This is a genomic window from Dechloromonas denitrificans, assembly GCF_001551835.1.
GTDB classification, from domain to species: domain Bacteria; phylum Pseudomonadota; class Gammaproteobacteria; order Burkholderiales; family Rhodocyclaceae; genus Azonexus; species Azonexus denitrificans.
Genome location: NZ_LODL01000035.1, coordinates 235,211 through 259,137 on the forward strand (window position 1 = coordinate 235,211; position 23,927 = coordinate 259,137).

Here is a 23,927-nt window from a genome sequence, read left to right on the forward strand (position 1 = left end):
ACGACATCCTTATACTTCCGGCAATTTCATGGCCAGCACCTTTTCGGTCTGAGCCTGACGGAAGGCCTGCAGTTTGGCATTCAGTTCCGGGTTGTCATTGGCCAGCATGGCGACGGCGAACAAGGCCGCGTTGGCGGCGCCGGCTTCGCCGATGGCGAAGGTGGCGACCGGAATACCCTTCGGCATCTGGACGATGGAATGCAGCGAATCGACACCAGAGAGCGCCTTCGACTGGACCGGCACACCGAGTACCGGGACGATGGTCTTGGCGGCCAGCATGCCCGGCAGGTGGGCGGCGCCACCGGCGCCGGCGATGATCGCCTTGAGACCGCGCTCGCCCGCCATCGCGGCGTAATCGAAGAGCAGATCCGGCGTGCGGTGCGCCGAGACGACACGGCTTTCAAAGGGCACGCCGAATTCCTTGAGAATCACGGCGGCTGCCTGCATGGTCGGCCAATCGGAATCGGAACCCATGACAACGCCGATCAGCGGCTGGTGATTGCTCATAGTCCGGCCTTTCGTTCGGCAGCTTCGATGGTGTTGGCAAGCAGCATGGTGATGGTCATCGGACCGACGCCACCCGGCACCGGCGTGATCTGGCCAGCAACTTCCTTGCAGCCATCAAAATCGACGTCACCACAGAGTTTACCGTCGGGCAGACGGTTGATGCCGACGTCGATGACGACGGCACCCGGCTTGACCATGTCGGCGGTGACGAAACGCGGCTTGCCGACAGCAGCGACCAAAATGTCGGCGCGACGGGTATGGGCCAGCAGGTCTTTGGTGCGCGAATTACAGACGGTGACCGTGGCGCCGGCATTGATCAGCAGCAGCGCCATGGGTTTACCGACGATGTTGGAGCGGCCGATGACCACGGCTTCCTGACCGGTCAGGTCGACGTTGCCCTTCTCGAACATCTTCATTACGCCATACGGCGTGCAGGGGATGAAGCGCGGATTGCCCTGGGCCAGCGCGCCGACGTTTTCGGCGTGGAAACCATCGACATCCTTCTCGGCGGCAATCGCTTCGAGCACGGCTTCTTCATCGAAATGCTTGGGCAGCGGCAACTGAACGAGGATGCCGTGGATATTCGGGTCGGCATTCAGTTCGGCGATCTTTTTCAGCACCGTGGTCTGGTCGACCGCAGCATCGTAAGTGATCTTCTCGGAGTGCATGCCGATGGCCAGGCAACCATTGACCTTGTTGCGTACATAGACCTCGGAAGCCGGGTCTTCACCGACCAGAATAACCACCAGGCCGGGCCGGTGACCCTTGGCAGCCAGCGCTTCCACGCGGGCCTTGAAGCTCTGGCGAAGTTCCTCGGCCAGGGCCTTACCGTCGATAATTTGTGCCGTCATCGTCGCATCCAACAAAAAAGAAAAGGGGAAAGGCGAAGGCCTTTCCCTTTGAATTGGCGCGCATTTTATCAGATTACGCCAAGGCAGCCTCAGCTTCGCCAACCGCGGCCCGTCCGGCGGCAAAAGCCCGCCGGTTCAGCTCGACCAGTTTTTCGCCCTTGCGCTGGAAACGCTGGAGAACACAGGCGAGCAGCGTTTCGGCCGAAAACGGCAGATGATCGGCGATGGCGCCGAGCATCACGGTATTGCCGAGCCGAATCTCACCGAGTTCCTGCGCGATTGAGGTGGCATCGAAAGCGACGACCTTGTTGCCACTCTTCCTGATTTCGCCGAGCGGGTCGGCCGGATAATCGAACAGACCGAGTTCGACTACCGGCGGCACCAGCCGGGCCGTATTCATCAACGTGATACCACCCGGCCGCAACATGTGCTGCCAGCGCATCGCTTCGGCCGATTCGAAACCGAGCAGCACATCGGCCGTGCCCGGCGTAATCTGCGGCGACAGCACCTTCTGGCCGAAACGCAGGTGCGAGGAAACCACCCCGCCACGTTGCGCCATGCCGGCCACTTCCGTCTTCTTGGCATCGTGACCGAGAGCGATGGCTGCTTCGGCGAGGATTTCAGTCGCCGTCATGACACCCTGGCCGCCGATACCGACAACGAGGATATTGGTCGTTGCACTCATGCCGGACAGCCTTTCTTGACGAGTTGGATCGGCGACACCGGCGCGTAATGAACGATCGCCCCCGGCGCGCAGGGCTGGACGCACAGCGTACAGCCGGTACACACCGAGCTTTCAATGCGGACGAAGGCGAGATCGACTTCGCGACCACTCGGCTTGATTTCCTTGGCCCGCCGCGTGACATGGATGGCCGGGCAGCCGACATCGATGCAGTTGCCGCAGCCGGTGCACTTGTCGTCGATCACCTCGAAGGGTTTCAGCTTGTGGTAATCCTTGATCAACACGCAGGGCTGGTCGGTGATGATGACCGACACTTCCGGCACCTTGACCTCGTCGCGGATGGTCTTGAACAAAACCGGCAATTCATAGGGGTTGACCGTATGAATACGCTCCTCCTTGACGCCGAGCGCCGCCACCAGCTTAGCGAAATCGACGCGCGGCGCCTCCTCGCCATATATATCCCGCCCGTTGCCCGGGTTGTCCTGGCCGCCGGTCATGCCGACAGCGCGGTTATCGAGCAGCAGCACCGTGACATTGCCTTTGTTGTACACCATGTCGAGCAGGCCCTGCATGCCCATGTGCAGGAAAGTCGAGTCGCCGATCACGGCAACGATCCGCTTGTCCTTGTCGGCTTCGCCACGCCCCTTGTCGAGGCCGAGCGCCATGCCCATCGAGGCGCCCATCGAGACGCAGGTATCGAGTGCATTCCACGGATGGCCGGCGCCCAGCGTGTAGCAACCGATATCGCCGGAAATGGTCAGGTTGCGCACTTGCGACAGCGTGTAATAGACGCCGAGGTGCGGACAGGCGACGCACATCGTCGGCGGCCGCGGGAAAACCGGCAGCGGCACTACCGGGCTCGACACCGGCACCGGCTCGCCGAGCAGCTTGGCGATTGCTGGCTTCAGTACATTCGGCGCCAGCTCACCCTGCAGCGGCAGGATTTCCTTGCCGATGACCTTCAGGCCCTGCGCCTTCAGTTCGGTTTCGACCAGCGGCTCGACTTCCTCGACCACCACCACCTGATCGACCAGCGCCGCCAGTTCGCGACATTTCTCGAACGGCACCGGCCAGGAGAAACCGAGCTTGAGCACCGGCGCCTCCGGGAAGCACTCCTTGACGTGCATATAGGCCGGGCCGGAAGCAATGAAACCGAGACGGCGATCAGCCCCCGGCTCGATGAAGTTCAGCGCCGAAGTTTCGGCCAGCGCTCGCAATTCGATGTCGCGCTTGAACATCAGCGGAATGCGCTTGCCGGCATTGCCCGGCACCATGACGAAGCGCCCCGGCTCCTTCTTGAAGCCAGCGCCCCGATGGGCCACGCGCTCGCCGACCTGGACCAGCGATTTGACGTGATTGATCCGCGTCGTCATACGCAGGATGACCGGCACCTGAAATTGCTCCGACAACGCGTAGGCCTCCAGCGTCATCGCATAGGCCTCCTGCGAATCGGCCGGCTCGAGCACCGGCACATGGGCGAAGCGCCCCCAGTAGCGCGAGTCCTGTTCGTTCTGCGATGAGGACAGGCCGACGTCGTCGGCAATGGCGATCACCAGGCCGCCGATGACGCCGGTCAGGGTCAGCGTCATCAGTGCGTCGGAGGCGACGTTCATGCCGACATGCTTCATGCAGCAGAAAGCGCGGGAACCGGCATAGGCGGCGCCGATCGCCACTTCCAGCGAGACCTTCTCATTGACCGACCACTCGGCGTAGAGATCCGGGTAGGTCGAAATGACTTCCAGCATCTCGGTCGACGGCGTCCCCGGATAGGCTGCGGCGACCTTGACGCCGGCCTCCCAGACAGCGCGGGCGACCGCTTCGTTACCGGACAAAAGTAGGCGGCTCGCCGCCGGCGCTGGCATCACTGCTGCCATGGGTGCTCCCGTCATCAACACGAAAACCTTCGATTATAGGGAGCCGCCCAAGGCGCAATTTGATACAGCGCAACTGATTTCGTCTTTTAATTTTGTTTCACTTTGCGCGGAAAAAAATATTGCATCAGGGATAATCCCAATATTGCACGATGCGAAGTTTGTTTTTACAATGCGAAATAGCATGTAGGTGTAAACACGGGCTCGCGAAGCAGCCCATAAAGAGCTAGAGTTGTTTTGCTCAACAGGCAAAACAAAATGAAATCCAACCTAGGAGACAAACCATGGCCGATCAGCCGAACGCCCTGCTTGACCCTGCTGACGTAGATCCGCAGGAAACCAAAGAATGGATTGACGCCCTCGACGGCGTCATTTCACAAGAAGGCCCGACCCGCGCCCACTACCTGATTGAAAAGGTGATCGGCCAGGCCCGCCTGCAGGGGGTCGACATCCCCTACTCGGCCAATACCGAATACATCAACACCATTCCGGTCGATAAGCAGCCCAAGTACCCGGGCAATGCCGACATGGAAATCAAGATTCACTCCTATATCCGCTGGAACGCGATGGCCATGGTCGTTCGCGCCAACAAGGAAACCAACGTCGGCGGCCACATCGCCTCCTTCGCTTCCGCCGCCGCGCTGTACGACGTCGGCTATTCGCATTTCTGGCGTGCGCCGAGCGCCGACAATGGCGGCGACCTGATTTTCTTCCAGGGCCACTCGGTACCGGGCGTCTATGCCCGCGCCTTCATGCTCGGCCGCTTCACCCAGGAACAGATGGACAACTTCCGCCAGGAAACCGGCGGCAAGGGCATCTCCTCCTACCCGCACCCGTGGCTGATGCCCGACTTCTGGCAATTCCCGACCGTGTCGATGGGCCTCGGCCCGATCCAGGCCATCTACCAGGCCCGCTTCATGAAGTACCTCGACTCGCGCGGCCTGGCCAAGGCCGGTGATCGCAAGGTGTGGGCCTTCCTCGGCGACGGCGAGACCGACGAAGTCGAATCGCTCGGCGCCATCGGCATGGCCGGTCGCGAGAAGCTGGACAACCTGATTTTCGTCATCAACTGCAACCTGCAGCGCCTGGACGGCCCGGTGCGCGGCAACGGCAAGATCATCCAGGAACTGGAAGCCGAATTCCGCGGCGCCGGCTGGAACGTCGTCAAGCTGATCTGGGGCACCCACTGGGATGCGCTGTTCGCCCGCGACAAGAAGGGCATCCTGAAGAAACGCATGATGGATTGCGTCGATGGCGAGTACCAGACCTTCAAGGCCAAGAACGGCGCCTACGTCCGCGAGCATTTCTTCAACACGCCGGAACTCAAGGAACTGGTCGCCGATTGGACCGACGACGAAATTTGGCAACTGAACCGCGGCGGCCACGACCTGTTCAAGATCTTCGCCGCCTACAACGCCGCCACCACCCACAAGGGCCAGCCGACGCTGATCCTGGCCAAGACCATCAAGGGCTTCGGCATGGGCGATGCCGGCGAAGCGATGAACATTTCCCACCAGCAGAAGAAAATGGACATCGAGCAGATCGGCCGCTTCCGCGACCGCTTCTCCCTGCCGGTGCCGGACGACAAGCTGGCTGAACTGCCCTACCTGACCTTCCCGGAAGATTCCGAGGAATACAAGTACATGCGCCAGCGCCGCATGGACCTCGGCGGCTTCCTGCCGCAGCGCCGCCGCAAGGCCGAGCCGCTGGCCGTGCCCAGCCTCGACAAGTTCGAAGCGCTGTTGAAGGCATCCGGCGAAGGCCGCGAACTGTCCACGACGATGGCCATCGTCCGCATCATGAACATGCTGTTGAAGGACAAGAACGTCGGCAAGAATGTCGTGCCCATCGTGCCGGACGAATCGCGCACCTTCGGCATGGAAGGCATGTTCCGCTCGGTCGGCATCTGGAATCAGGAAGGCCAGAACTATGTGCCGGAAGACCATGACCAGTTGATGTTCTACAAGGAATCGAAGACCGGCCAGGTACTGCAGGAAGGGATCAACGAATCCGGCGCGATGAGCGACTGGATCGCCGCCGCCACCGCCTACTCGGTGCATGGCGTGCAGACCATTCCGTTCTACATCTGCTATTCGATGTTCGGCATGCAGCGCGTTCTCGACCTGTGCTGGGCGGCTGGCGACCAGCGCGCCCGCGGCTTCCTGATCGGCGGCACCGCCGGTCGCACGACACTGAACGGCGAAGGCCTGCAGCACGAGGACGGCCATAGCCTGATCCTCTCCAATCTGATCCCGAACTGCATTTCCTACGACCCGACCTTCCAGTACGAAGTCGCCGTCATCGCCCAGGACGGCATGCGCCGCATGCACGTCGAGCAGGAAGACGTCTTCTACTACATCACCGTGATGAACGAGAACTACGAGCACCCGGAAATGCCGGTGGGCGCGGAAGCCGACATCATCAAGGGGATGTACGCGTTCAAGAAGGGTGGCGAATCGGCCGGCCCGCGCGTCCAGCTGCTCGGTTCCGGCACCATCTTCCGCGAAGTCATCGCTGCCGCCGAACTGCTCAAGAACGACTGGGGCGTCGAGGCCGACCTGTGGGGCTGCCCGAGCATGAACGAACTGGCCCGCAACGGCCTGGATGTTCAGCGCTGGAACATGCTGCACCCGCTCGAAGCACCGAAGCTGTCGCACGTCGAAGAAAAGCTGGCCGGCGCCAAGGGTCCGGTCATCGCCGCCACCGACTACATCAAGCTGTTCTCCGAGCAGATCCGTCCGTTCGTCAAGGCACCGTACGTCACGCTCGGCACCGATGGTTTCGGCCGTTCCGACACCCGCGAAAAGCTGCGTCACTTCTTCGAGGTCGATCGTCACTGGGTGACGCTGGCTGCCCTGAAGGCGCTGGCCGACAACGGCGAGATCGCCCGCGAGAAGGTCGCCGCTGCCCTGGTCAAGTACAACCTTGACCCGAACAAACCCAACCCGATGTCGGTTTAATCAGGGAGAGACAACATGAGCCAAATCATTGAAGTCAAGGTCCCCGATATCGGCGACTTCGCCGAAGTGCCGGTCATCGAACTGTTCGTCAAGGTCGGCGACAGCATCAAGGTCGACGACGCCATCGTCACGCTCGAATCCGACAAGGCCACGATGGACGTCCCGTCCACCGTCGCCGGCGTCGTCAAGGAAGTGCTGGTCCAACTCGGTTCCAAGGTTAGCGAAGGTGCCGTCCTGATCAAGGTCGAAAGCGGCGCCGCCGCACCGGCTGCTGCTCCGGCCGCCCAGGCCGCAGCCCCGGCCGCTGCCGCACCGGCCCCGGTTTCTGCCCCGGCAGCACAGTCCACCGCAGCAGTCGCCCCGGCCGCCCTCGCTCCGGCCCTGCCGCTCGGCGCCAAGGTCCATGCTTCGCCGTCGGTCCGTGCCTATGCCCGCGAACTCGGCGTCGATCTCTCCAAGGTGCCGGCCAGCGGCCCGAAGAACCGCATCGTCAAGGAAGACCTGACCAAGTACGTCAAGGGCGTCATGTCCGGCGCCATTTCCGGCCCGGTCGCCGCCGCAGCTGGCGGTGTTGTCGGTGGCGGCGTGCTCGACCTGCTGCCCTGGCCGAAGGTCGATTTCGCCAAGTTCGGCGAGATCGAGGTCAAGCCGCTGTCGCGTATCAAGAAGATTTCCGGCCAGAACCTGTCGCGTAACTGGGTGATGATCCCGGCCGTGACTTATCACGAAGATGCCGACATCACCGATCTGGAAGCCTTCCGCGTCCAGTTGAACAAGGAAAACGAGAAGTCCGGCAACAAGCTGACCATGCTCGCCTTCCTGATCAAGGCCTGCGTCAAGGCGATGCAGCGCTTCCCGGAATTCAATTCCTCGCTCGACGGCGACAACCTGGTGCTGAAGAAATACTTCAACATCGGCTTCGCGGCCGACACGCCGAACGGCCTGGTCGTACCGGTGATCAAGAACGCCGACAAGAAGGGCGTCTTCGAGATCGCCAAGGAATCCGGCGAACTGGCCAAGCAAGCCCGCGACGGCAAGCTGAAGCCGGCCGACATGTCCGGCGCCTGCTTCACGATCTCCAGCCTGGGCGGCATCGGCGGCACCTACTTCGCACCGATCGTCAATGCACCGGAAGTTGCCATCCTCGGCGTCAACAAGTCGGCGATGAAGCCGGTTTGGGACGGCAAGCAATTCGTGCCGCGCCTGACCCTGCCGCTGTCGCTGACTGCCGACCATCGCGTCATCGACGGTGCGCTGGCCACCCGCTTCAACGTCTATGTCGCCGAACTGCTGGCCGACATGCGCCGGATGATCGTTTAAGGGGAATGCGATGAGCCAGATTATTGAAGTCAAGGTCCCCGACATTGGCGACTTCGCCGAAGTCCCGGTCATCGAGCTGTTCGTCAAGGTCGGCGACAGCATCAAGGTGGACGACGCCATCGTCACGCTGGAGTCCGACAAGGCGACAATGGATGTGCCGAGCCCGGTCGAAGGCGTGGTCAAGGAAGTGCTGGTCCAGCTCGGCGCCAAGGTGGCTGAAGGCGCCCTGCTGATCAAGGTGGAAACAGGTGCCGCCGCTGTGGCGCCGGTTTCTGCCCCTGCAGCACAGTCGACCGCAGCAGTCGCCCCGGCGGCAGCGCCCGTCGCCGCTCCGGTGGCCGGCAGCCATGCCGGCGGTGCCGACATCGAGTGCGAGATGCTCGTCCTCGGCGCCGGCCCCGGCGGCTATTCGGCAGCCTTCCGCTCTGCCGACCTCGGCATGAAGACGGTCATCGTCGAGCGTTACGCCACCCTCGGCGGCGTCTGCCTCAACGTCGGCTGCATTCCGTCCAAGGCACTGCTGCACGTCGCCGCGGTGATGGACGAGGCCAACCACATGGCCGATCTCGGCGTCACCTTCGCCGCGCCGCAAGTCGATATCGACAAGCTGCGCGCCCACAAGGACAAGGTCGTCGGCAAGCTGACCGGCGGTCTGGCCGGCATGGCCAAGGGCCGCAAGGTCGACATCGTGCGCGGTTTCGGCACCTTCCTCGATCCGCATCACATCGAGGTCGAAGTGACCGACGGCGCGGGCCAGGACAAGACCGGTTCGAAGAAGGTCATCAAGTTCCAGAAATGCATCATCGCCGCCGGTTCGGCCGCCGTGCATCTGCCTTTCATCCCGAAGGACCCGCGCATCGTCGATTCGACCGGCGCGCTTGAACTGCGCTTCGTGCCGAAAAAGATGCTGGTCATCGGTGGCGGCATCATCGGCCTCGAAATGGCGACCGTCTATTCGACCCTCGGCGCTCGCGTCGATGTCGTCGAAATGATGGATGGCCTGATGCAGGGTCCCGACCGCGACGCCGTCAAGGTCTGGGAAAAGCAGAACGCCAGCCGTTTCGACAAGATCATGCTGAAGACGAAGACCGTTGCGGTAGACGCCAAGGAAGACGGTCTTTACGTCACCTTCGAAGGCGAAGGGGTGTCACCGGAACCGGTCAAGTACGACATGATCCTGCAAGCCGCCGGCCGCGCGCCGAACGGCAAGAAGATCGGTGCCGACAAGGCCGGCGTCGCCGTCACCGACCGTGGTTTCATCAACGTCGATGCCCAGATGCGGACCAACGTACCGCACATCTTCGCCATCGGCGACGTCGTCGGCAATCCGATGCTGGCCCACAAGGCGGTGCATGAAGCGCACGTCGCGGCCGAAGTCGCCGCCGGTCACAAGGCCGCTTTCGATGCCACCGTGATCCCGGGCGTCGCCTACACCCACCCCGAAGTGGCGTGGGTCGGCTACACCGAAGATCAAGCCAAGAAGGAAGGCCGCAAGGTCGAGTCCGCCAAGTTCCCGTGGGCGGCTTCCGGTCGCGCCATTGCCAACGGTGCAGAGTACGGCTTCACCAAGCTGATCTTCGATGCCGAAACGCATCGCGTCATCGGCGGGGCGATTGTCGGCCCGAACGCCGGCGACATGATCGGCGAAGTCTGCCTGGCCATCGAGATGGGCTGCGACGCGGTCGATATCGGCAAGACCATCCACCCGCACCCGACGCTCGGTGAAACGGTGGGCATGGCAGCCGAAGTGGCGCACGGCACCTGCACCGATGTGCCGGCCCCGCGCAAGAAGTAAGTCCCGCTAGGCTAAACTAGCGTTTGGTTTGGGCGACGGCAACCCCGTCGCCCTTTTTTATGTCTGTTGAACGCGATGACTGCCACTACCCAACTACCCCGCCGCTCCGCCGAGGAGCAAACCCGTCTCGAAGCCGCCCTGCGCGACGTTTTCGAGCACAAGCTCTGCTTCAACGAACTGCTCGGTTTCAAGGTCGAATCGCTCGATCCGGCCGCGCCGCAGATCAGCTTCGCCATGCGCCAGGAACTGATCGGCCATTACCAGCATGGCCGCCTGCATGGCGGCGTGATCGCCACCGTGCTCGACACCGTCGGCGGCCTGGCGGTGACGGTCGCCGTCGCCGAAAAATTCAACAGCGAGACGACCGAACAGGTCGGCCACCGCTTCGGCCGCATCGGCACCATCGACCTGCGCACCGACTACCTGCATCAGGGCATCGGCAAAAAATTCACGGCCACCGGACGGATCACCCGTCTCGGCGGCCGCATCGCCTCGGTGCAGATGACACTGGAAAATGAAACCGGCCTGCTCATCGCCACCGGCGGCGCCTCCTACGTCATTAGCTGATCACAGGATCGGCAGCCCCTGCTGCTCGCCGCGCTCGTAGACGACATTGGCGCGACCGACGATCAGCGGGTCGAGATTGCCGATCCGCTCGGTGTCCTTGTTGTTGTACGGCAACTTGTGCAACACGTAGCGCATCGCATTGAGGCGCGCCCGCTTCTTGCAGTTTGACTTGATCACCGTCCACGGCGCGTCGGCAGTGTCGGTGTGGAAGAACATCGCCTCCTTGGCCTTGGTGTAGTCGTCCCACTTGTCGAGGGAAGCCATGTCGATCGGCGACAGCTTCCACTGCTTCAGCGGATGCACCTTGCGCTCGCGGAAGCGCCGGCGCTGCTCCTCGCGGCTGACCGAAAACCAGAATTTGATCAGATGTGTCCCGTTGCGCGCCAGCATGCGCTCGAACTCCGGGGCCTGACGGACGAATTCGCCGTACTCCTGGTCGCTGCAGAACCCCATCACCCGCTCGACGCCGGAACGGTTGTACCAGGAGCGGTCGAACAGCACGATCTCGCCATTGGTCGGCAGATGCTGTACGTAACGCTGGAAATACCACTGGCCGCGCTCGATCTCGCTCGGCTTTTCCAGCGCGACGACACGGGCACCGCGCGGATTGAGATGCTCCATGAAGCGCTTGATGGTACCGCCCTTGCCCGCCGCATCGCGCCCCTCGAAGAGGATCACCACCTTCTGCCCGGTTTCCTTGACCCAGGCCTGCAGCTTGAGCAACTCGACCTGCAGCCGGTATTTCTGCCGCTCGTAGTTGCGGCGCTGCATCAGGTTTTTGTAGGGGTAACCGCCGTCGCGCCAGTCCCGGGCCAGTTCCTCGTCGGGACTGACCGGCAAGTCACCGGTGACGACGCCTTGCTGCTTGAGCAGACCCTTGAGCAAGGCGACCGACTCTTCGCTCGACAGGCCGGCAATAACGTCACGCATGGCGCCCATTTTTGCCTCCTGGGCACCGTCGACCGCAGCACTGACGCTGAAGGCCTCGATGGCCGGGGGCTTCAGGACCGGGGCGACATCACCACTGGCCACTGGCCGCGGCGGCCGCGCGCTGACTTTCTTCGGGGCAGCGGCAGGAACCGCCGGCTGGCTTGCTGTTGTCTTTTTTCTGCTAACCATGCTCTCTCCATCGATCGATGCCAAAGAGCTTATTTCACGCCTAAGCCGTGCCCTTGTCTAGTCCAGCAATTCGACCGGAATCATCGCCCGCAGCACGGTCTGGCTATCGCCCCGACGGACCCGGCTGCTCAACCACCACAAGGCGCCCTTCTTGATGCTCCAGTCCGCCTCCTGACCAGCGAGCAGCAAGGAAGCCAAACGACCGAGCGAGGGCTGGTGGCCGATGATCAAGACCGAACCGGGGGCCTGCGGCCAGCCGGAAGCAGCGATCAGTTCGGAAACGCAAGCCTCGGGACCGATCTTGCGATGGGTCTCGAAGGGCAGTTTCAGGGCTTCGGCCGTTTGTTGCGTGCGCACGGCCGGGCTGACGATGATGCGCAGATCCTTCGGTTGATGCGCGCGAATCCAGGCGCCCATGGTGCGCGCCTGCTTCTCGCCGCGCTCGGTCAGCCGGCGCTTCATGTCGTCCTCGCCATCCTCCGCTTCGGCGTGGCGCCACAGCAACAAATCCATGCTCGTCTCTCTGTTCAAAACCGGCATCATGGGCCTCCATTGTTACGTCCGCATTGCAAAGTATAGGCCGGGGCCATCAGGGAAAGGTTGACAGTTGGCCCCGGCCTTCACTAGAGTCAAGGCATCCCAAGGGGGAGTAGCTCCCATCCGGCCTGTCGTCATCACGAAGCCCCCGCTTCCGGCAACCGGGCAGCAGAACAGCGCTGCGAGCAAGACCTTTGCCGCGACGGCAAGGCTCCTTTGGCATTCCATGGCCCTGCCCACTCCGGCACGGGCCATTTGCTTTGTGGAATGCGCGAAAGGAAACATCATGGAAACCATCGGCAGTCTGGGCTTATGGACGGGCTTTGCCGCCATTGTGCTGGTCATGCTGGCCATCGACCTCTTCGTCGTCGGTGGCGGCAAGGAGCATCGAGTCACTTACAAGGAAGCGGCCATCTGGTCGATGGTCTGGATCAGCCTGACCTTCGCCTTCGCTGGCGCGTTGTGGTGGCATCTCGACGGCAGTTTGGGACGCGAAGTCGCCAATACCCGGGCCCTCGAATTCATCACCGGCTACTTGATCGAAAAAGCCCTGGCGGTCGACAACGTCTTCATCTGGCTGATGCTGTTCGGCTACTTCGCAGTACCTGCCGAATTGCAGAAGCGCGTGCTGCTCTACGGCGTGCTCGGCGCCATCGTCATGCGCACGGTGATGATCTTTGCCGGCGCCTGGCTGATCAGCCAGTTCCACTGGATTCTGTACATTTTCGGCGGCTTCCTGCTGATCACCGGCGTCAAGATGTACTGGTTCGCCGACGAAAAGCCCGACCTCGACAACAACCGACTGATCCAGTGGCTGCGCCGCCATCTGAAGATCAGCAGCGACTTCGACGGTCAACGCTTCTTTACCTGGCAAAACGGCGCCCGTCACGCCACCCCGCTCTTGCTCGCCCTGGTCCTGGTCGAGATCTCCGACCTGATTTTCGCCGTCGATTCGATCCCGGCCATTTTTGCGATCACTACCGACCCGTTCATCGTGCTGACCTCCAACATCTTCGCCATCCTCGGCCTGCGTGCCATGTACTTCCTGCTCGCCGGGGTCGCCGACCGTTTCTCGCTGCTCAAGTACGGTCTGGCCGTCGTCCTCATGTTCATCGGCGTCAAAATGCTGCTGATCGATCTCTACAAGATTCCGGTTGGCTTTTCGCTGGCCGTCGTTGCCGTCATCATCGGTACCTCGGTCTGGGCCTCGCTGCGCAAGGAAGCCCGAATGAAACGCAAGGGCTAGCGATTTTCGAGGCGGCTGTAGTCGAGGATGGCCGCCTCGCGCGGGGCGATCCGCCGCCATTCGGCATGAATCGCATCGCTCAGTGGCCAGAAACGGGGATCTGTCCGGCGTACGCCGTAACGCTCGGTCAGGTGAACCAGGTCGGCCTCACGCTTCAAGCCGGCCACCAGATCGGCGAAATTTGCCAATTCGGAGGCGTCGACCGCATAGATCGCATTCGGATAGGCGCCAACGACGCCATCGAGCGCCAGCAACGTGTCTTCCTCGGGCAGGCGACGTTTCGACTCGCGGATGATTTCGGCAACATTGCTGTGGGCGCTGTTGCGGACCAATGAAACGAGATGCAGGCTGCGGTCAGCCCGACGCACGACCAGCAAGCTATTCTCCGGCATCACCGAAGCGGCGAGGCCGGCGACCGCCCCCAGGCGGCGCAAGTGGCCGACCTCCGGCCGGCTCCAGCCATTCGCCGCCCAGTCCAGACTGGCTTCGCGCACCGGCGCCATGCGTTGGAGCAGCGCGTGGTACAACTCGTCGAGGGGCTTGGCGCTGCGGAAACGCATGCCGCTTTCCTGCGAAAAATAGGCGGCAGCATCGGAAAAATAGCGACTATGAGCTCCGTTTCGGCCGCGATACCAGTGATCGAGCACCGGCTGACGGGCCTGCAGCGGCAGCAGGGTGAGGAAATTCAGTTCGCCTTCCATGCGCAGGAAATCCATGTACAGACGTGTAGCGACCTGATGGCCGAGGTTGCCGTAAACGTCGAAGCCGGCGACCAGCAGGTAATGCATCCGTTCCAACAGCGGATAGCCGAGCAACAGCGTCGTCTGCGGCTTTTCTCCGGCTAGGCCGCGCACGACGGAAGCACTGTCGAAATGGCGAAAAACGGTCAGCGCAGCATTCGGATTCCGGCCGTCGCCATTCCACAGATTATTTACGTGGGGCAGGAAGTCCTTGCTCGCCGACCGCTCCATCACCGTGCTCTTTGCCTCCAGATAGCGGTTTTCCAACGCTGCATAGTCGCGCCAGGCGAGCAGGCTGGCGGTACTTTCGTGCTCGGCCGGCAAACGCAAGGCCGGCATCGCGGCATCGAGCATGGCGTCCATCAGACGGTTTTCCTTGCTGTCCGGATTGACGAATACCACCCAGAAATGATCGTTGATCACGTTCAGGGCGACCTGCCCCCGGCAGACCGGCCCTTTCATGAAGCCCATCAGCGTGAATTGCGCCTCGTCCAGCATGAAGCGGTAGCGCGCCTCAACCGGCAGGGTGCGGAAAGTCACGAAGGGGTTCGAGGCGATTTCCGGTGCGTAGCCGGGCAACTGCTCGACCCGGTAGTTCGCTGCCAGGAACCAGCCCCGCAATCGATTCAGGCGCGCCGCATCGAGTTTGAGCGGCATGTGCGTCTTGGCAACCGCCGTCGCCTCGAGCCTTTGCAGACGGTAATAGACCCGCTCGACGTCCGGATCGTCATAAGGGCGGCGCGTCACCACCCGCTCAACCGGCAGGCCCGGCGGCGTTCGGCTACGCACCAGTTCAAAGAAGACGCCGGGCAACTCGTCGAAGTAAAGATGACCGATATACCAGTGCTCGTAGATGTAACGGGCCGCCAGTTGCGCCTTCAGGCTGTCGCCATTGAGGAATTGCTCCCACTCGCCGGCCCGAGCCAGGACTGCCCCCGGCAACGGCTCGGGTGGCGTATAGGGCGCCCCGGCCTCCAGCCACTGGCTCAGCGTCGCATGCTCGGCTGCCGGCAAGGCCGGCAAGCCAAAGGGCATGCCGCGCTGCGGATGTTGCCGGGCATACGCGTCCATGCCCTCGGCCCGTACACAGACCTGCGTGCGATCGAGCGAAAAATCAAAATCCCGCTCCGCCAAGGCGCCGGCAGCCGGCCCGGGATTTTCCTGCTTCAAGCTGAGCAGACGGTGCATGACCCCGGCCGTACGATTCGCTTCCGGCGTCGACTGCCGCTCATTGAGCACCGGGAAAAAGCCCATCTGGCGCCAGGCCGCCGTTGTCTGCGCATCCTGCCCAAGGCGGGTCGGCTGAGCGGCCAGCAGGCGCGTGCTGGAATAGACGATTTCGGGATTGGCACCGCGCGTCAGGCCGGCATAACTGGCCAGGTTCAACTGGCACGGCGCATCGTAACAGGCGTGGCAACTGACGCAACGTTGATCGAGGAGCGGCCGGACATCCCGCCAGTAGTCGGGCGCCGGGCCGTTGGCCGTTACCGGCAAGCGGTCAAAGCGGGCCGGGTCGGCGATCCCGAAACGATCGTCAAGGTGCAGCGAAATCACTGTCGCGCAGGCGCTCAACAACAGAAAAAGGAGGGGAGCTAGTTTGCGCATCGCTTGACCTTCGGAGCCACTGGCAGCTGGCGACAGGCATCCCGCCCGATGCCGGAAATAGAGAATGGCGGGGAGAATACCCGAGGCCGGCACGCCATGCCATGCCATGCCATGCCACAGCGCACAGATAGCACCGTCTGCGCGGCGCAACGATCTAGTCGGCCTTGGCCTTCAGTGTTTTTTTCGGGTAAATGTCGAAGCGACTCGATTTGCCTTCGAGCGCATAGCCTGGCTGCACCCCGGCAATGGTCGGCGCCTTGCGCGGCCGCTTGACCACCACCCGGTGCGTCGCCAGCGCCAAGGCGGCCGCCAGCAGGGCCGGCGCATCATCATCGGCACCGGCCAGGGGGCGAAACAGGCGCATTTCCTTTTTCACCAGCGCGCTCTTGTCGCGATGGGGAAACATCGGGTCGAGATAGATGACTTGCGGCGCTTCGTCCGGCCAGGCTTGCATCAGCTCAATGGCATTGCCGAAGCGCAAACGCATCCGATCGACAATCGGGGCGACCTCGGGGTCGGCCATGGCCCGCCCCAGACCATCCTCCAGCAGGGCGGCAATCACCGGCTGGCGTTCAATCAGCATGACCGAACAACCAAGCTCGGCCAGCACGAAGGCGTCGCGGGCGAGACCGGCGGTGGCATCGAGGACGAGCGGCCGCACGCCGGGCTGGATACCGACCGCCTTGGCGATCATCTGGCCGCTGCCGCCACCAAACAGGCGACGGTGCGCCACCGCTCCCTCGACAAAGTCGACCCGCACCGGCCCCGGCGCATTCGGCCCCAGTTCGACAAACTGCAGGCCTTCGTTGCCCAATTGCACGGCAAAATCAGCCTCGCCCGTCAGCGGCAAATGCAAACGCGCTGCCCAGCCAGCCGCCGCAGCCTCAAAGGCAGGCTCCAGCGCTTCAACGCGGATAATGGCTGGCAGGGAGTCGTTGCTCATCGGGTACCCCAAAAGCAAAAAAGCCAACCATTACTGGTTGGCTTTTTCTTCCTTGCGAACAAGGATAATTCTGGTGGCCAATCGCGGAATCGAACCACGGACACGCGGATTTTCAATCCGCTGCTCTACCAACTGAGCTAATTGGCCAAAACGAGCGCGCATTATAGCGATGAGAATCAGTGCTGGCAAGACAATTCAGCATTCGATGCAAAAAAAGCTCGCCCTACCCCAATCAGGTGCCAATCGGCGGCGACTGACGATAGAGCTCCGAAAAATCGTCGGGCTCCGGCGGCGGCGGCGGTGGCGCCTGCCAGGCCGCAAAGACCACCCGTGCCACGGCGCCCCGGCCCTGCGGATTGGGCCGCAAACTGGCACGCGAACCGTGCTGCATGGCGATTTCCTGAACGATGGCCAGGCCCAGCCCGCTGCCCTCGGTCATCGCATCATCGACCCGGTAAAAGCGCTCGAAAACCAGTTCCGCCTGCTCTTCGCTAATCCCGATACCGTCATCCTCGACTTCCAGAACCACGCTAACCTGATTGTTCAGGATACGACAGGTGACATGGCCGCCCCCAGGCGTATAGCGCAGCGCGTTGTCGATCAGGTTCTTGGCCATTTCGCGCAGCAGGAAGGCATTGCCCATGATCATCGCGTCGCCTTCCGCTTCGTAGCCGAGATCGATGCCCTTGTCGATGGCGACCATAACCCAGTCCTCGACCACCTCGCGAATCAGGGCGGCGAGATCGAGCGGCTCATGCCGTTGCTGGGCCGGCTCCCCCCCTTCGGTGCGGGCCAGGGTGAGTAGCTGATTGACCAGGCGCCCGGCCCGATCGACCCCGACCGCGATCTGGCGCAGGGCATGGCGCAACGCCTCCGGATCAGTTTCGCGGATGGCGAACTGGGCCTGGGTTTTCAGGCCAGTCAGCGGCGTGCGCATCTGGTGCGCAGCATCGGCGACGAAACGCTGTTGTGCCTCGACGTTTTTCTTCATGCGTTCCAGCATGGCGTTGAAGGCTTCGACCAGCGGCTCCAGTTCTTCCGGCACGCGACGAGTGGCAATCGGCGACAAGTCGGCCGGTTCGCGCGCCTCGATGGTTTGGCGCAGCCGGGTCAGGGGCCGCAGCCCCCGCGAAAGACCAAACCAGACCAGCATGACGGCCAGCGGAATGATCACGAACTGCGGCAGGATGACGCTGGCGACGATCTTGTTGGCCAGTTGGGTCCGCTTCTCGGTCGTTTCGGCGACTTCGACGACAATCCAGCGCTCACGCGGCAAGGTCGGGTCGGCCAGCCAAGTATAGGCAAAGCGCAGATCCTGGCCGTTGTATTCGGCGTCCCGCAGATAGATTTCCCCGGACAGCGAGGCGTCGCCGGGCAGTTCGCTGGGCATCGGCAGTTCCTTGTCGCCGGCGAGCAACTTGCCATCCTGGGTGACGACGTGAAAGTACACGCTATCGGTCTCATCGGCCCGCAGCAAGGCCCGGGCCGAGGCCGGCAAGGTCAGCACCGGCTTGCCACCGACCAGCTTGACCTGGCGGGCGATGGCCGCGACATGCTCGCGCAGGGCCTGATCGTAGGGAAAATTGGCGACGTTGTTGGCGAAGTAATGGGTAAAGGCGATGCTCAGCGGCCAGACAAAAAGCAGGGGGGCCAGCATCCAGTCGAGAATCTCGCCAAATAGCGAGCGCTCGGTATCGGAACCAGGCGTCGTTGCCAATTACTCGCCCTGCGGACGTTCGAGGCAATAGCCCAGGCCGCGCACGGTAGCGATCTTGACGCCACCGGGTTCGAGCTTCTTGCGCAGACGATGGACGTAGACCTCGATGGCGTTGTGGCTGACTTCCTCGCCCCAGCCGCACAAATGATCGACCAGCTGGTCCTTGCTGACCAGGCGGCCCATCCGCGTCAACAGCACCTCCAGCAAGCCGATTTCCCGCGCCGAAAGTTCAAGCGAGTGACCCTGGATCTGGGCGACGCGCCCAACCTGGTCATAGCTCAGCAAACCACACTGGATGGTCGGCGTCGTGCCGGCCGAGCGGCGGGTCAAGGCCCGCACCCGGGCCTCCAGTTCGGCCAGTTCGAAGGGCTTGACCATATAGTCGTCAGCCCCCAGATCGAGCCCCTTGACGCGGTCGCCCGTGCCATCAAGCGCCGTCAGGATCAGCACCGGCAACTGCGAGTGGCGGGCCCGCAAACGCTTGAGCACCTCGAGACCGGAGAGCTTGGGCAAACCAAGGTCGAGAATCAGCAGATCGTAGGAAACCGTCATCAGCGCCGTTTCGGCCTCCAGGCCATTCGGCGCCCAATCGACGGCATAGCCCCCCTGGCGCAACGAACGGGCGAGCCCGTCGGCAATGATCGCGTCGTCTTCAGCAATAAGAATGCGCATTTATACGTTTGGCCTATGCTGGCGTAAGATTTTTGTAAGCCTGTCGCATTATTCTGCGCGGGCTGTTCTCCTTTTATGGTCTTTGGAGTCTGCGGTTACACCGCGACTCAGGGGGTCGCCCGATCCTGCACTGGGCAACCCCCTACCGTTTTTTTCCCCTAAAGCCCGACAAGTCTAACAAATAAACTGCCCTGCAATTTTTGCAGTGCACCAGCACGTCCGCATTTGCAGACGAGCTCTGCGGTCGACTGCTTTTTCGACGCAAAAATCAGGACGAAAAAAAGCCCGGGTCGAAACCCGGGCTTTTGCTTGACGGTGTTCTGTCGGCTTAGTGCGAAGAGGCGGTCGAAGCACCCAGACCGGTTTCCGAACGAATCAGCTGATCCGGGAACAGGGCACGTTCCTTCTTCGCCTGCTCGGAGTTGTCCAGGATGGAAACGAGCCAGATCGTGAAGAAGGCAAGCGACATCGAGAAGATAGCCGGCGACGAGTACGGGAACGGTGCGGAGCCCTTCGGGTTACCCAGCACAGCTTCCCAGACGTTGGCGGACATCACGGTCAGGGCAACGGCGGCGATCAGGCCGACGAAACCACCAACAGTTGCACCGCGGGTCGTGCAGTTCTTCCACAGAACGGACATGAAGAGAACCGGGAAGTTGGCGGAACAGGCGATGGCGAAAGCCAGCATGACCATGTAAGCGACGTTTTCCTTTTCGAACAGGATGCCCAGAACCACAGCCAGGATGCCGAGGCAGATGGTGGTGATCTTGGAAACGCGCAGTTCGTCTTCGGAAGTTGCCTGGCCCTTCTTGAACACGGTGGCGTACAAGTCGTGCGACACGGCGGAGGCGCCGGACAGGGTCAAACCAGCCACCACAGCGAGGATGGTTGCGAAAGCCACGGCCGAGATGAAGCCGAGGAACAGGTCACCGCCAACTGCCTTGGAGAGATGCACAGCAGCCATGTTGCCGCCGCCCTTCAGGCCCTTGGCAATTTCGCCGCCGACGTAGAAGTCGCCCGGATTCTGCACCAGGTTAACAATGGCGCCGAAGCCGATGATGAAGGTCAGGATGTAGAAGTAGCCGATCCAGGTGGTTGCCCAGGCAACCGACTTGCGGGCTTCCTTGGCGGACGGCACGGTGAAGAAGCGCATCAGGATGTGCGGCAGGCCAGCCGTACCGAACATCAGGGCCATACCGACCGAGATCGCGGAAATCGGATCCTTGATCAGGGCGCCCGGCGACATGATGGCGTCGTGCTTGGAGTGAACTTCAACGGCCTTGGCGAACAGCGCTTCCGGGCTAAAACCGAACTGCAGCAGCACGGAGACGGCCATGAAGGTCGCACCGGTCAGCAGCATGACGGCCTTGATGATCTGCACCCAGGTGGTGGCGGTCATGCCGCCGAACAGCACGTACATCATCATGATGATGCCAACCATGATCACGGCGTAGGTGTATTCCAGACCGAAGAGCACCTTGATCAGCTGACCAGCACCGACCATCTGCGCAATCATGTAGAAGGCGACGACGACCAGGGAGCCGGTAGCGGCAAAGGAACGAACCGGGGTCTGGGCGAAACGGTAGGCAGCCACGTCGGCAAACGTGAACTTGCCGAGGTTGCGCAGACGCTCAGCCATCAGGAAGGTGATGATCGGCCAGCCGACCAGCCAGCCGATCGAGAAGATCAGGCCGTCGAAGCCGTTGGCGAAGACCAGGCCCGAAATACCGAGGAAGGATGCGGCGGACATGTAGTCGCCGGCAATGGCCAGACCATTCTGGAAGCCGGTGATACCGCCGCCGGCCGTGTAGAAGTCAGCTGCCGTCTTGGTCTTGCCGGCTGCCCACTTGGTGATGTAAAGCGTGAAACCGACGAAGGCGCCGAACATGGCGATCGCGGTCCAGTTGGTTGCCTGCTTGGTCGTGTTGCCGAGATCGGCACCGGCCGCCATGGCTGCACCGGCAGCCAGCAGAGCGACGAGGCCGCTCAGGATGTACTTGGTGTTGGTTTTCACTTACCGGCCTCCTTCAGCACTTGGGCGGCTTCGGCGTCAAACTCCGTATTGGCGCGACGCACGTAGATAACGGTGATGATGATGGTGAAGACGATGACCCCCAGGCCCATCGGGATACCAATGGAAGTGACCATGCCGGCGCCCATCTTGGTCGCCAGCCATTCCTTGTTGAAAGCGATCAGCAGGATGTAGCCGTAGTACACGATCATCATGAGCGCTGTCATGATGAAGGCGTATGAATTACGCTTCGCAATCAGAGACTGGAACTTGGGATTGTTCCGAATCTGCGCGTAGCTGTCTGTGTGTTGTGACATCGATTTGCTCCTCAGACTTAGTGATTATTAGAGGCATTGCTGCGGAGCGTAATTTAGGCGGGGCTACTTACAGCCAACTTACAGCGCGTAAGCGATTTCGAAATAGTTAATTCATTTAACGACACGCACCAAAAACCCTTGATATTTCAGGCCAAGCGCCAAGAAAAAGCCCCGCACAAGGCGGGGCTTTCGGTGAGCGTAGAGGCTCAGCAGGACATTACATACCCATGCCGCCCATACCACCCATGCCGCCCATACCGCCCATGTCAGGCATGCCGCCGGCCGGCTTGTCTTCAGCCAGTTCGGCCACCATGCATTCGGTGGTCAGCATCAGGCCGGCCACGGAGGCGGCGTTCTGCAGTGCGGTGCGGGTGACCTTGGTCGGATCGAGCACGCCCATTTCAACCATGTCGCCGTACTCGCCGGTGGAAGCGTTGTAACCGTAGTTACCCTTGCCACGCTGCACCTTGTCGACCACAACAGACGGCTCGTCACCGGCGTTGGCGACGATTTCACGGAGCGGCTGCTCCATGGCGCGCAGCACGATCTTGATGCCGGCGTCCTGGTCGTGGTTGTCACCCTTCAGCTTGCCGATGGCAGCGCGGGCACGGATCAGGGCAACGCCGCCGCCGGCGACGATACCTTCTTCCACGGCAGCGCGGGTAGCGTGCAGGGCGTCTTCAACGCGGGCCTTCTTTTCCTTCATTTCGACTTCGGTGGCGGCGCCAACCTTGATGACGGCAACGCCGCCAGCCAGCTTGGCAACACGTTCCTGCAGCTTTTCCTTGTCGTAATCGGAAGTGGCTTCTTCGATCTGGATGCGGATCTGCTTGACGCGAGCTTCGATGGCAGCAGCTTCGCCGGCGCCGTCGATGATCGTGGTGTTTTCCTTGGCGACTTCGATGCGCTTGGCCTGGCCCAGATCCTTCAGGACAGCCTTTTCCAGCGTCAGGCCGGTTTCTTCGGCGATCACGGTACCGCCGGTCAGGATGGCGATATCTTCCAGCATAGCCTTGCGACGGTCGCCAAAGCCCGGGGCCTTGACGGCAACGGTCTTCAGGATGCCACGGATGTTGTTGACGACCAGGGTAGCCAGGGCTTCGCCATCGACATCTTCAGCGATGATCAGCAGCGGACGGCCGGCCTTGGCGACTTGTTCCAGGATCGGCAGCAGGTCGCGGATGTTGGAGATCTTCTTGTCGAAGAGCAGGACGAACGGGTTTTCGAGCAGGGCTTGCTGCTTATCGCCGTTGTTGATGAAGTACGGCGACAGGTAGCCGCGGTCGAACTGCATGCCTTCGACGACGTCGAGTTCGTTGGCCAGGGACTTGCCGTCTTCAACGGTGATGACGCCTTCCTTGCCAACCTTTTCCATGGCATTGGCGATGATTTCGCCGATGTCGGAATCGGAGTTGGCGGAAATGGAGCCGACCTGAGCGATTTCCTTGGTCGTCGTACAGGGCTTGGAGATCGCCTGCAGTTCGGCGATGGTGGCGGTCACAGCCTTGTCGATACCGCGCTTCAGGTCCATCGGGTTCATGCCGGCGGCAACGAACTTCATGCCTTCGCGAACGATGGACTGAGCCAGCACGGTGGCGGTCGTGGTGCCGTCACCAGCGATGTCGGAAGTCTTGGAAGCGACTTCCTTGACCATCTGGGCGCCCATATTGGCGAACTTGTCCTTCAGTTCGATTTCCTTGGCGACGGAAACGCCGTCCTTGGTGACGGTCGGGCCGCCGAAGGAACGCTCGAGCACAACGTTGCGGCCTTTCGGGCCAAGGGTGACCTTGACTGCATCGGCCAGGACATTGATGCCTTCGACCATGCGGGCACGGGCGGAATCACCGAATTTGACTTCTTTAGCTGCCATTTAATAGCTCCTGAAATTTGATCTGTTTGGAACGTCGACCGCGGCAATTAAGCCTGCAGGACACCCATGATGTCTTCTTCACGCATGACCAGGACTTCCTGGCCATCGACCTTGACGGCCTGGCCGGCGTACTTGCCGAACAGAACGCGGTCACCCACCTTGACGTCCAGGGCGATCTGCTTGCCGTTGTCGTCACGCTTGCCCGGGCCAACGGCCAGGACTTCGCCCTGATCCGGCTTTTCGCCAGCGGAATCAGGAATGACGATGCCGGAAGCGGTGGTGCGTTCGGCTTCAACGCGCTTGACGATCACACGGTCGTGCAAAGGACGGATATTCATAAAGCTAACTCCTCGTGGTTCACAGAGATGAAATTGGCCGGCACACCCAACGGGTTCCCGGGAACGGAGCGGGCGACTGTTAGCACTCGCATCCGGTGAGTGCTAAATAATAAGGTCGCCCCCCCGCTATTTCAAGGGCCGATCCTGAAATTTTCTTTCGCGCCAGCAGCCGTCCCCTCTCGGGCCACCAAAACAGTTCCTTACAAGCTCAGCCCGGCGAAGCTTCCGGTAGAGTTTTTGCATAGAATTAATCTTGGCA

The 23,927-nt window shown here is 61.8% G+C and carries 19 protein-coding genes and 1 tRNA gene; 5 read left to right on the forward strand and 15 right to left on the reverse strand.

Translation table 11 applies throughout. The features are described 5' to 3' along the window. Window positions 1-9: 9 nt before the first annotated feature. The 4 genes from purE to AT959_RS15885 all read right to left on the reverse strand — a co-directional run bounded on the left by purE (window position 10) and on the right by AT959_RS15885 (window position 3,914). Complete coding sequence (purE, locus tag AT959_RS15870; protein ID WP_066885069.1) at window positions 10-507, reverse strand: 5-(carboxyamino)imidazole ribonucleotide mutase; 498 nt, start codon at window positions 505-507, stop codon at window positions 10-12. Further along, a complete protein-coding gene (gene folD / locus AT959_RS15875; protein ID WP_066886411.1) occupies window positions 504-1,358 on the reverse strand; it encodes a bifunctional methylenetetrahydrofolate dehydrogenase/methenyltetrahydrofolate cyclohydrolase FolD in 855 nt (284 codons plus the stop codon). The genes purE and folD overlap by 4 nt, the downstream gene beginning before the upstream one ends. 73 nt (window positions 1,359-1,431) lie before the next feature. Further along, the gene (locus AT959_RS15880; protein ID WP_066885072.1) at window positions 1,432-2,043 is read right to left on the reverse strand and encodes an indolepyruvate oxidoreductase subunit beta; all 612 of its coding nucleotides are present in this window, start codon (window positions 2,041-2,043) and stop codon (window positions 1,432-1,434) included. Then, the gene (locus tag AT959_RS15885) at window positions 2,040-3,914 is read right to left on the reverse strand and encodes a thiamine pyrophosphate-dependent enzyme (protein ID WP_066885075.1); all 1,875 of its coding nucleotides are present in this window, start codon (window positions 3,912-3,914) and stop codon (window positions 2,040-2,042) included. Before AT959_RS15885 ends, AT959_RS15880 begins: the two co-directional genes overlap by 4 nt. A gap of 281 nt (window positions 3,915-4,195) precedes the next feature. On the opposite strand from AT959_RS15885, the gene aceE reads away from it, so the two are divergent. The 4 genes from aceE to AT959_RS15905 all read left to right on the forward strand — a co-directional run bounded on the left by aceE (window position 4,196) and on the right by AT959_RS15905 (window position 10,553). Further along, window positions 4,196-6,871 (forward strand): pyruvate dehydrogenase (acetyl-transferring), homodimeric type, encoded by a 2,676-nt coding sequence (gene aceE, locus AT959_RS15890; protein WP_066885078.1) that lies wholly within the window; start codon window positions 4,196-4,198, stop codon window positions 6,869-6,871. Between the two features lie 15 nt (window positions 6,872-6,886). Further along, entirely contained in the window at window positions 6,887-8,191 is a 1,305-nt protein-coding gene (aceF, locus tag AT959_RS15895; RefSeq protein WP_240481863.1) for a dihydrolipoyllysine-residue acetyltransferase, read from the forward strand. A 10-nt stretch (window positions 8,192-8,201) separates the two neighbouring features. Beyond that, the gene (gene lpdA / locus AT959_RS15900; RefSeq protein ID WP_066885080.1) at window positions 8,202-9,986 is read left to right on the forward strand and encodes a dihydrolipoyl dehydrogenase; all 1,785 of its coding nucleotides are present in this window, start codon (window positions 8,202-8,204) and stop codon (window positions 9,984-9,986) included. 75 nt (window positions 9,987-10,061) lie between these two features. Further along, window positions 10,062-10,553 (forward strand): thioesterase family protein, encoded by a 492-nt coding sequence (locus tag AT959_RS15905; RefSeq protein WP_066885082.1) that lies wholly within the window; start codon window positions 10,062-10,064, stop codon window positions 10,551-10,553. Here AT959_RS15905 and ppk2 read toward each other — a convergent pair whose 3' ends face one another. Beyond that, complete coding sequence (gene ppk2 / locus AT959_RS15910; protein WP_066885085.1) at window positions 10,554-11,672, reverse strand: polyphosphate kinase 2; 1,119 nt, start codon at window positions 11,670-11,672, stop codon at window positions 10,554-10,556. A gap of 57 nt (window positions 11,673-11,729) precedes the next feature. Continuing rightward, window positions 11,730-12,185: a SixA phosphatase family protein gene (locus AT959_RS15915; RefSeq protein WP_066885088.1), complete on the reverse strand. Its 456-nt coding sequence runs from the start codon at window positions 12,183-12,185 to the stop codon at window positions 11,730-11,732. A 310-nt stretch (window positions 12,186-12,495) separates the two neighbouring features. On the opposite strand from AT959_RS15915, the gene AT959_RS15925 reads away from it, so the two are divergent. After that, the gene (locus AT959_RS15925) at window positions 12,496-13,455 is read left to right on the forward strand and encodes a TerC family protein (RefSeq protein WP_088178993.1); all 960 of its coding nucleotides are present in this window, start codon (window positions 12,496-12,498) and stop codon (window positions 13,453-13,455) included. Here AT959_RS15925 and AT959_RS15930 read toward each other — a convergent pair. The 9 genes from AT959_RS15930 to AT959_RS15970 form a co-directional block, all read right to left on the reverse strand. Next, on the reverse strand, window positions 13,452-15,800 hold the full coding sequence (locus tag AT959_RS15930; RefSeq protein WP_066885094.1) for a fatty acid cis/trans isomerase: 2,349 nt from the start codon (window positions 15,798-15,800) through the stop codon (window positions 13,452-13,454). The two genes, AT959_RS15925 and AT959_RS15930, sit on opposite strands and share 4 nt — an antisense overlap. A 154-nt stretch (window positions 15,801-15,954) precedes the next feature. Then, a complete protein-coding gene (locus AT959_RS15935) occupies window positions 15,955-16,743 on the reverse strand; it encodes a class I SAM-dependent methyltransferase (protein ID WP_066885096.1) in 789 nt (262 codons plus the stop codon). A gap of 71 nt (window positions 16,744-16,814) precedes the next feature. Beyond that, a tRNA-Phe gene (locus AT959_RS15940) sits at window positions 16,815-16,890 on the reverse strand. A gap of 85 nt (window positions 16,891-16,975) precedes the next feature. Next, the gene (locus AT959_RS15945) at window positions 16,976-18,460 is read right to left on the reverse strand and encodes a sensor histidine kinase N-terminal domain-containing protein (RefSeq protein WP_066885099.1); all 1,485 of its coding nucleotides are present in this window, start codon (window positions 18,458-18,460) and stop codon (window positions 16,976-16,978) included. After that, a complete protein-coding gene (locus AT959_RS15950) occupies window positions 18,461-19,132 on the reverse strand; it encodes a response regulator transcription factor (RefSeq protein WP_066885102.1) in 672 nt (223 codons plus the stop codon). It lies immediately after the preceding gene. Between the two features lie 328 nt (window positions 19,133-19,460). Further along, window positions 19,461-21,146: a cation acetate symporter gene (locus AT959_RS15955; RefSeq protein ID WP_066885105.1), complete on the reverse strand. Its 1,686-nt coding sequence runs from the start codon at window positions 21,144-21,146 to the stop codon at window positions 19,461-19,463. Then, complete coding sequence (locus AT959_RS15960) at window positions 21,143-21,460, reverse strand: DUF485 domain-containing protein (protein ID WP_066885108.1); 318 nt, start codon at window positions 21,458-21,460, stop codon at window positions 21,143-21,145. The genes AT959_RS15955 and AT959_RS15960 overlap by 4 nt, the downstream gene beginning before the upstream one ends. A 217-nt stretch (window positions 21,461-21,677) precedes the next feature. Continuing rightward, complete coding sequence (gene groL / locus AT959_RS15965; RefSeq protein WP_066885111.1) at window positions 21,678-23,330, reverse strand: chaperonin GroEL; 1,653 nt, start codon at window positions 23,328-23,330, stop codon at window positions 21,678-21,680. A 47-nt stretch (window positions 23,331-23,377) separates the two neighbouring features. Next, window positions 23,378-23,668 carry a co-chaperone GroES gene (locus tag AT959_RS15970; RefSeq protein ID WP_066885114.1) on the reverse strand — a complete coding sequence of 97 codons (291 nt, stop codon included), beginning with the start codon at window positions 23,666-23,668 and terminating at the stop codon, window positions 23,378-23,380. Window positions 23,669-23,927: the final 259 nt, after the last annotated feature.

Coding starts and splice junctions, on each gene's coding strand:
- AT959_RS15950 (WP_066885102.1), bottom strand. CDS start 19,132: ATGCGCATTCTTATTGCTGAAGACGACGCGATCATTGCCGACGGGCTC.
- AT959_RS15970 (WP_066885114.1), bottom strand. CDS start 23,668: ATGAATATCCGTCCTTTGCACGACCGTGTGATCGTCAAGCGCGTTGAA.
- purE (WP_066885069.1), bottom strand. CDS start 507: ATGAGCAATCACCAGCCGCTGATCGGCGTTGTCATGGGTTCCGATTCC.
- AT959_RS15885 (WP_066885075.1), bottom strand. CDS start 3,914: ATGGCAGCAGTGATGCCAGCGCCGGCGGCGAGCCGCCTACTTTTGTCC.
- AT959_RS15880 (WP_066885072.1), bottom strand. CDS start 2,043: ATGAGTGCAACGACCAATATCCTCGTTGTCGGTATCGGCGGCCAGGGT.
- lpdA (WP_066885080.1), top strand. CDS start 8,202: ATGAGCCAGATTATTGAAGTCAAGGTCCCCGACATTGGCGACTTCGCC.
- AT959_RS15935 (WP_066885096.1), bottom strand. CDS start 16,743: ATGAGCAACGACTCCCTGCCAGCCATTATCCGCGTTGAAGCGCTGGAG.
- ppk2 (WP_066885085.1), bottom strand. CDS start 11,672: ATGGTTAGCAGAAAAAAGACAACAGCAAGCCAGCCGGCGGTTCCTGCC.
- aceE (WP_066885078.1), top strand. CDS start 4,196: ATGGCCGATCAGCCGAACGCCCTGCTTGACCCTGCTGACGTAGATCCG.
- AT959_RS15925 (WP_088178993.1), top strand. CDS start 12,496: ATGGAAACCATCGGCAGTCTGGGCTTATGGACGGGCTTTGCCGCCATT.
- folD (WP_066886411.1), bottom strand. CDS start 1,358: ATGACGGCACAAATTATCGACGGTAAGGCCCTGGCCGAGGAACTTCGC.
- AT959_RS15960 (WP_066885108.1), bottom strand. CDS start 21,460: ATGTCACAACACACAGACAGCTACGCGCAGATTCGGAACAATCCCAAG.
- aceF (WP_240481863.1), top strand. CDS start 6,887: ATGAGCCAAATCATTGAAGTCAAGGTCCCCGATATCGGCGACTTCGCC.
- AT959_RS15905 (WP_066885082.1), top strand. CDS start 10,062: ATGACTGCCACTACCCAACTACCCCGCCGCTCCGCCGAGGAGCAAACC.
- AT959_RS15915 (WP_066885088.1), bottom strand. CDS start 12,185: ATGGATTTGTTGCTGTGGCGCCACGCCGAAGCGGAGGATGGCGAGGAC.
- AT959_RS15930 (WP_066885094.1), bottom strand. CDS start 15,800: ATGCGCAAACTAGCTCCCCTCCTTTTTCTGTTGTTGAGCGCCTGCGCG.
- groL (WP_066885111.1), bottom strand. CDS start 23,330: ATGGCAGCTAAAGAAGTCAAATTCGGTGATTCCGCCCGTGCCCGCATG.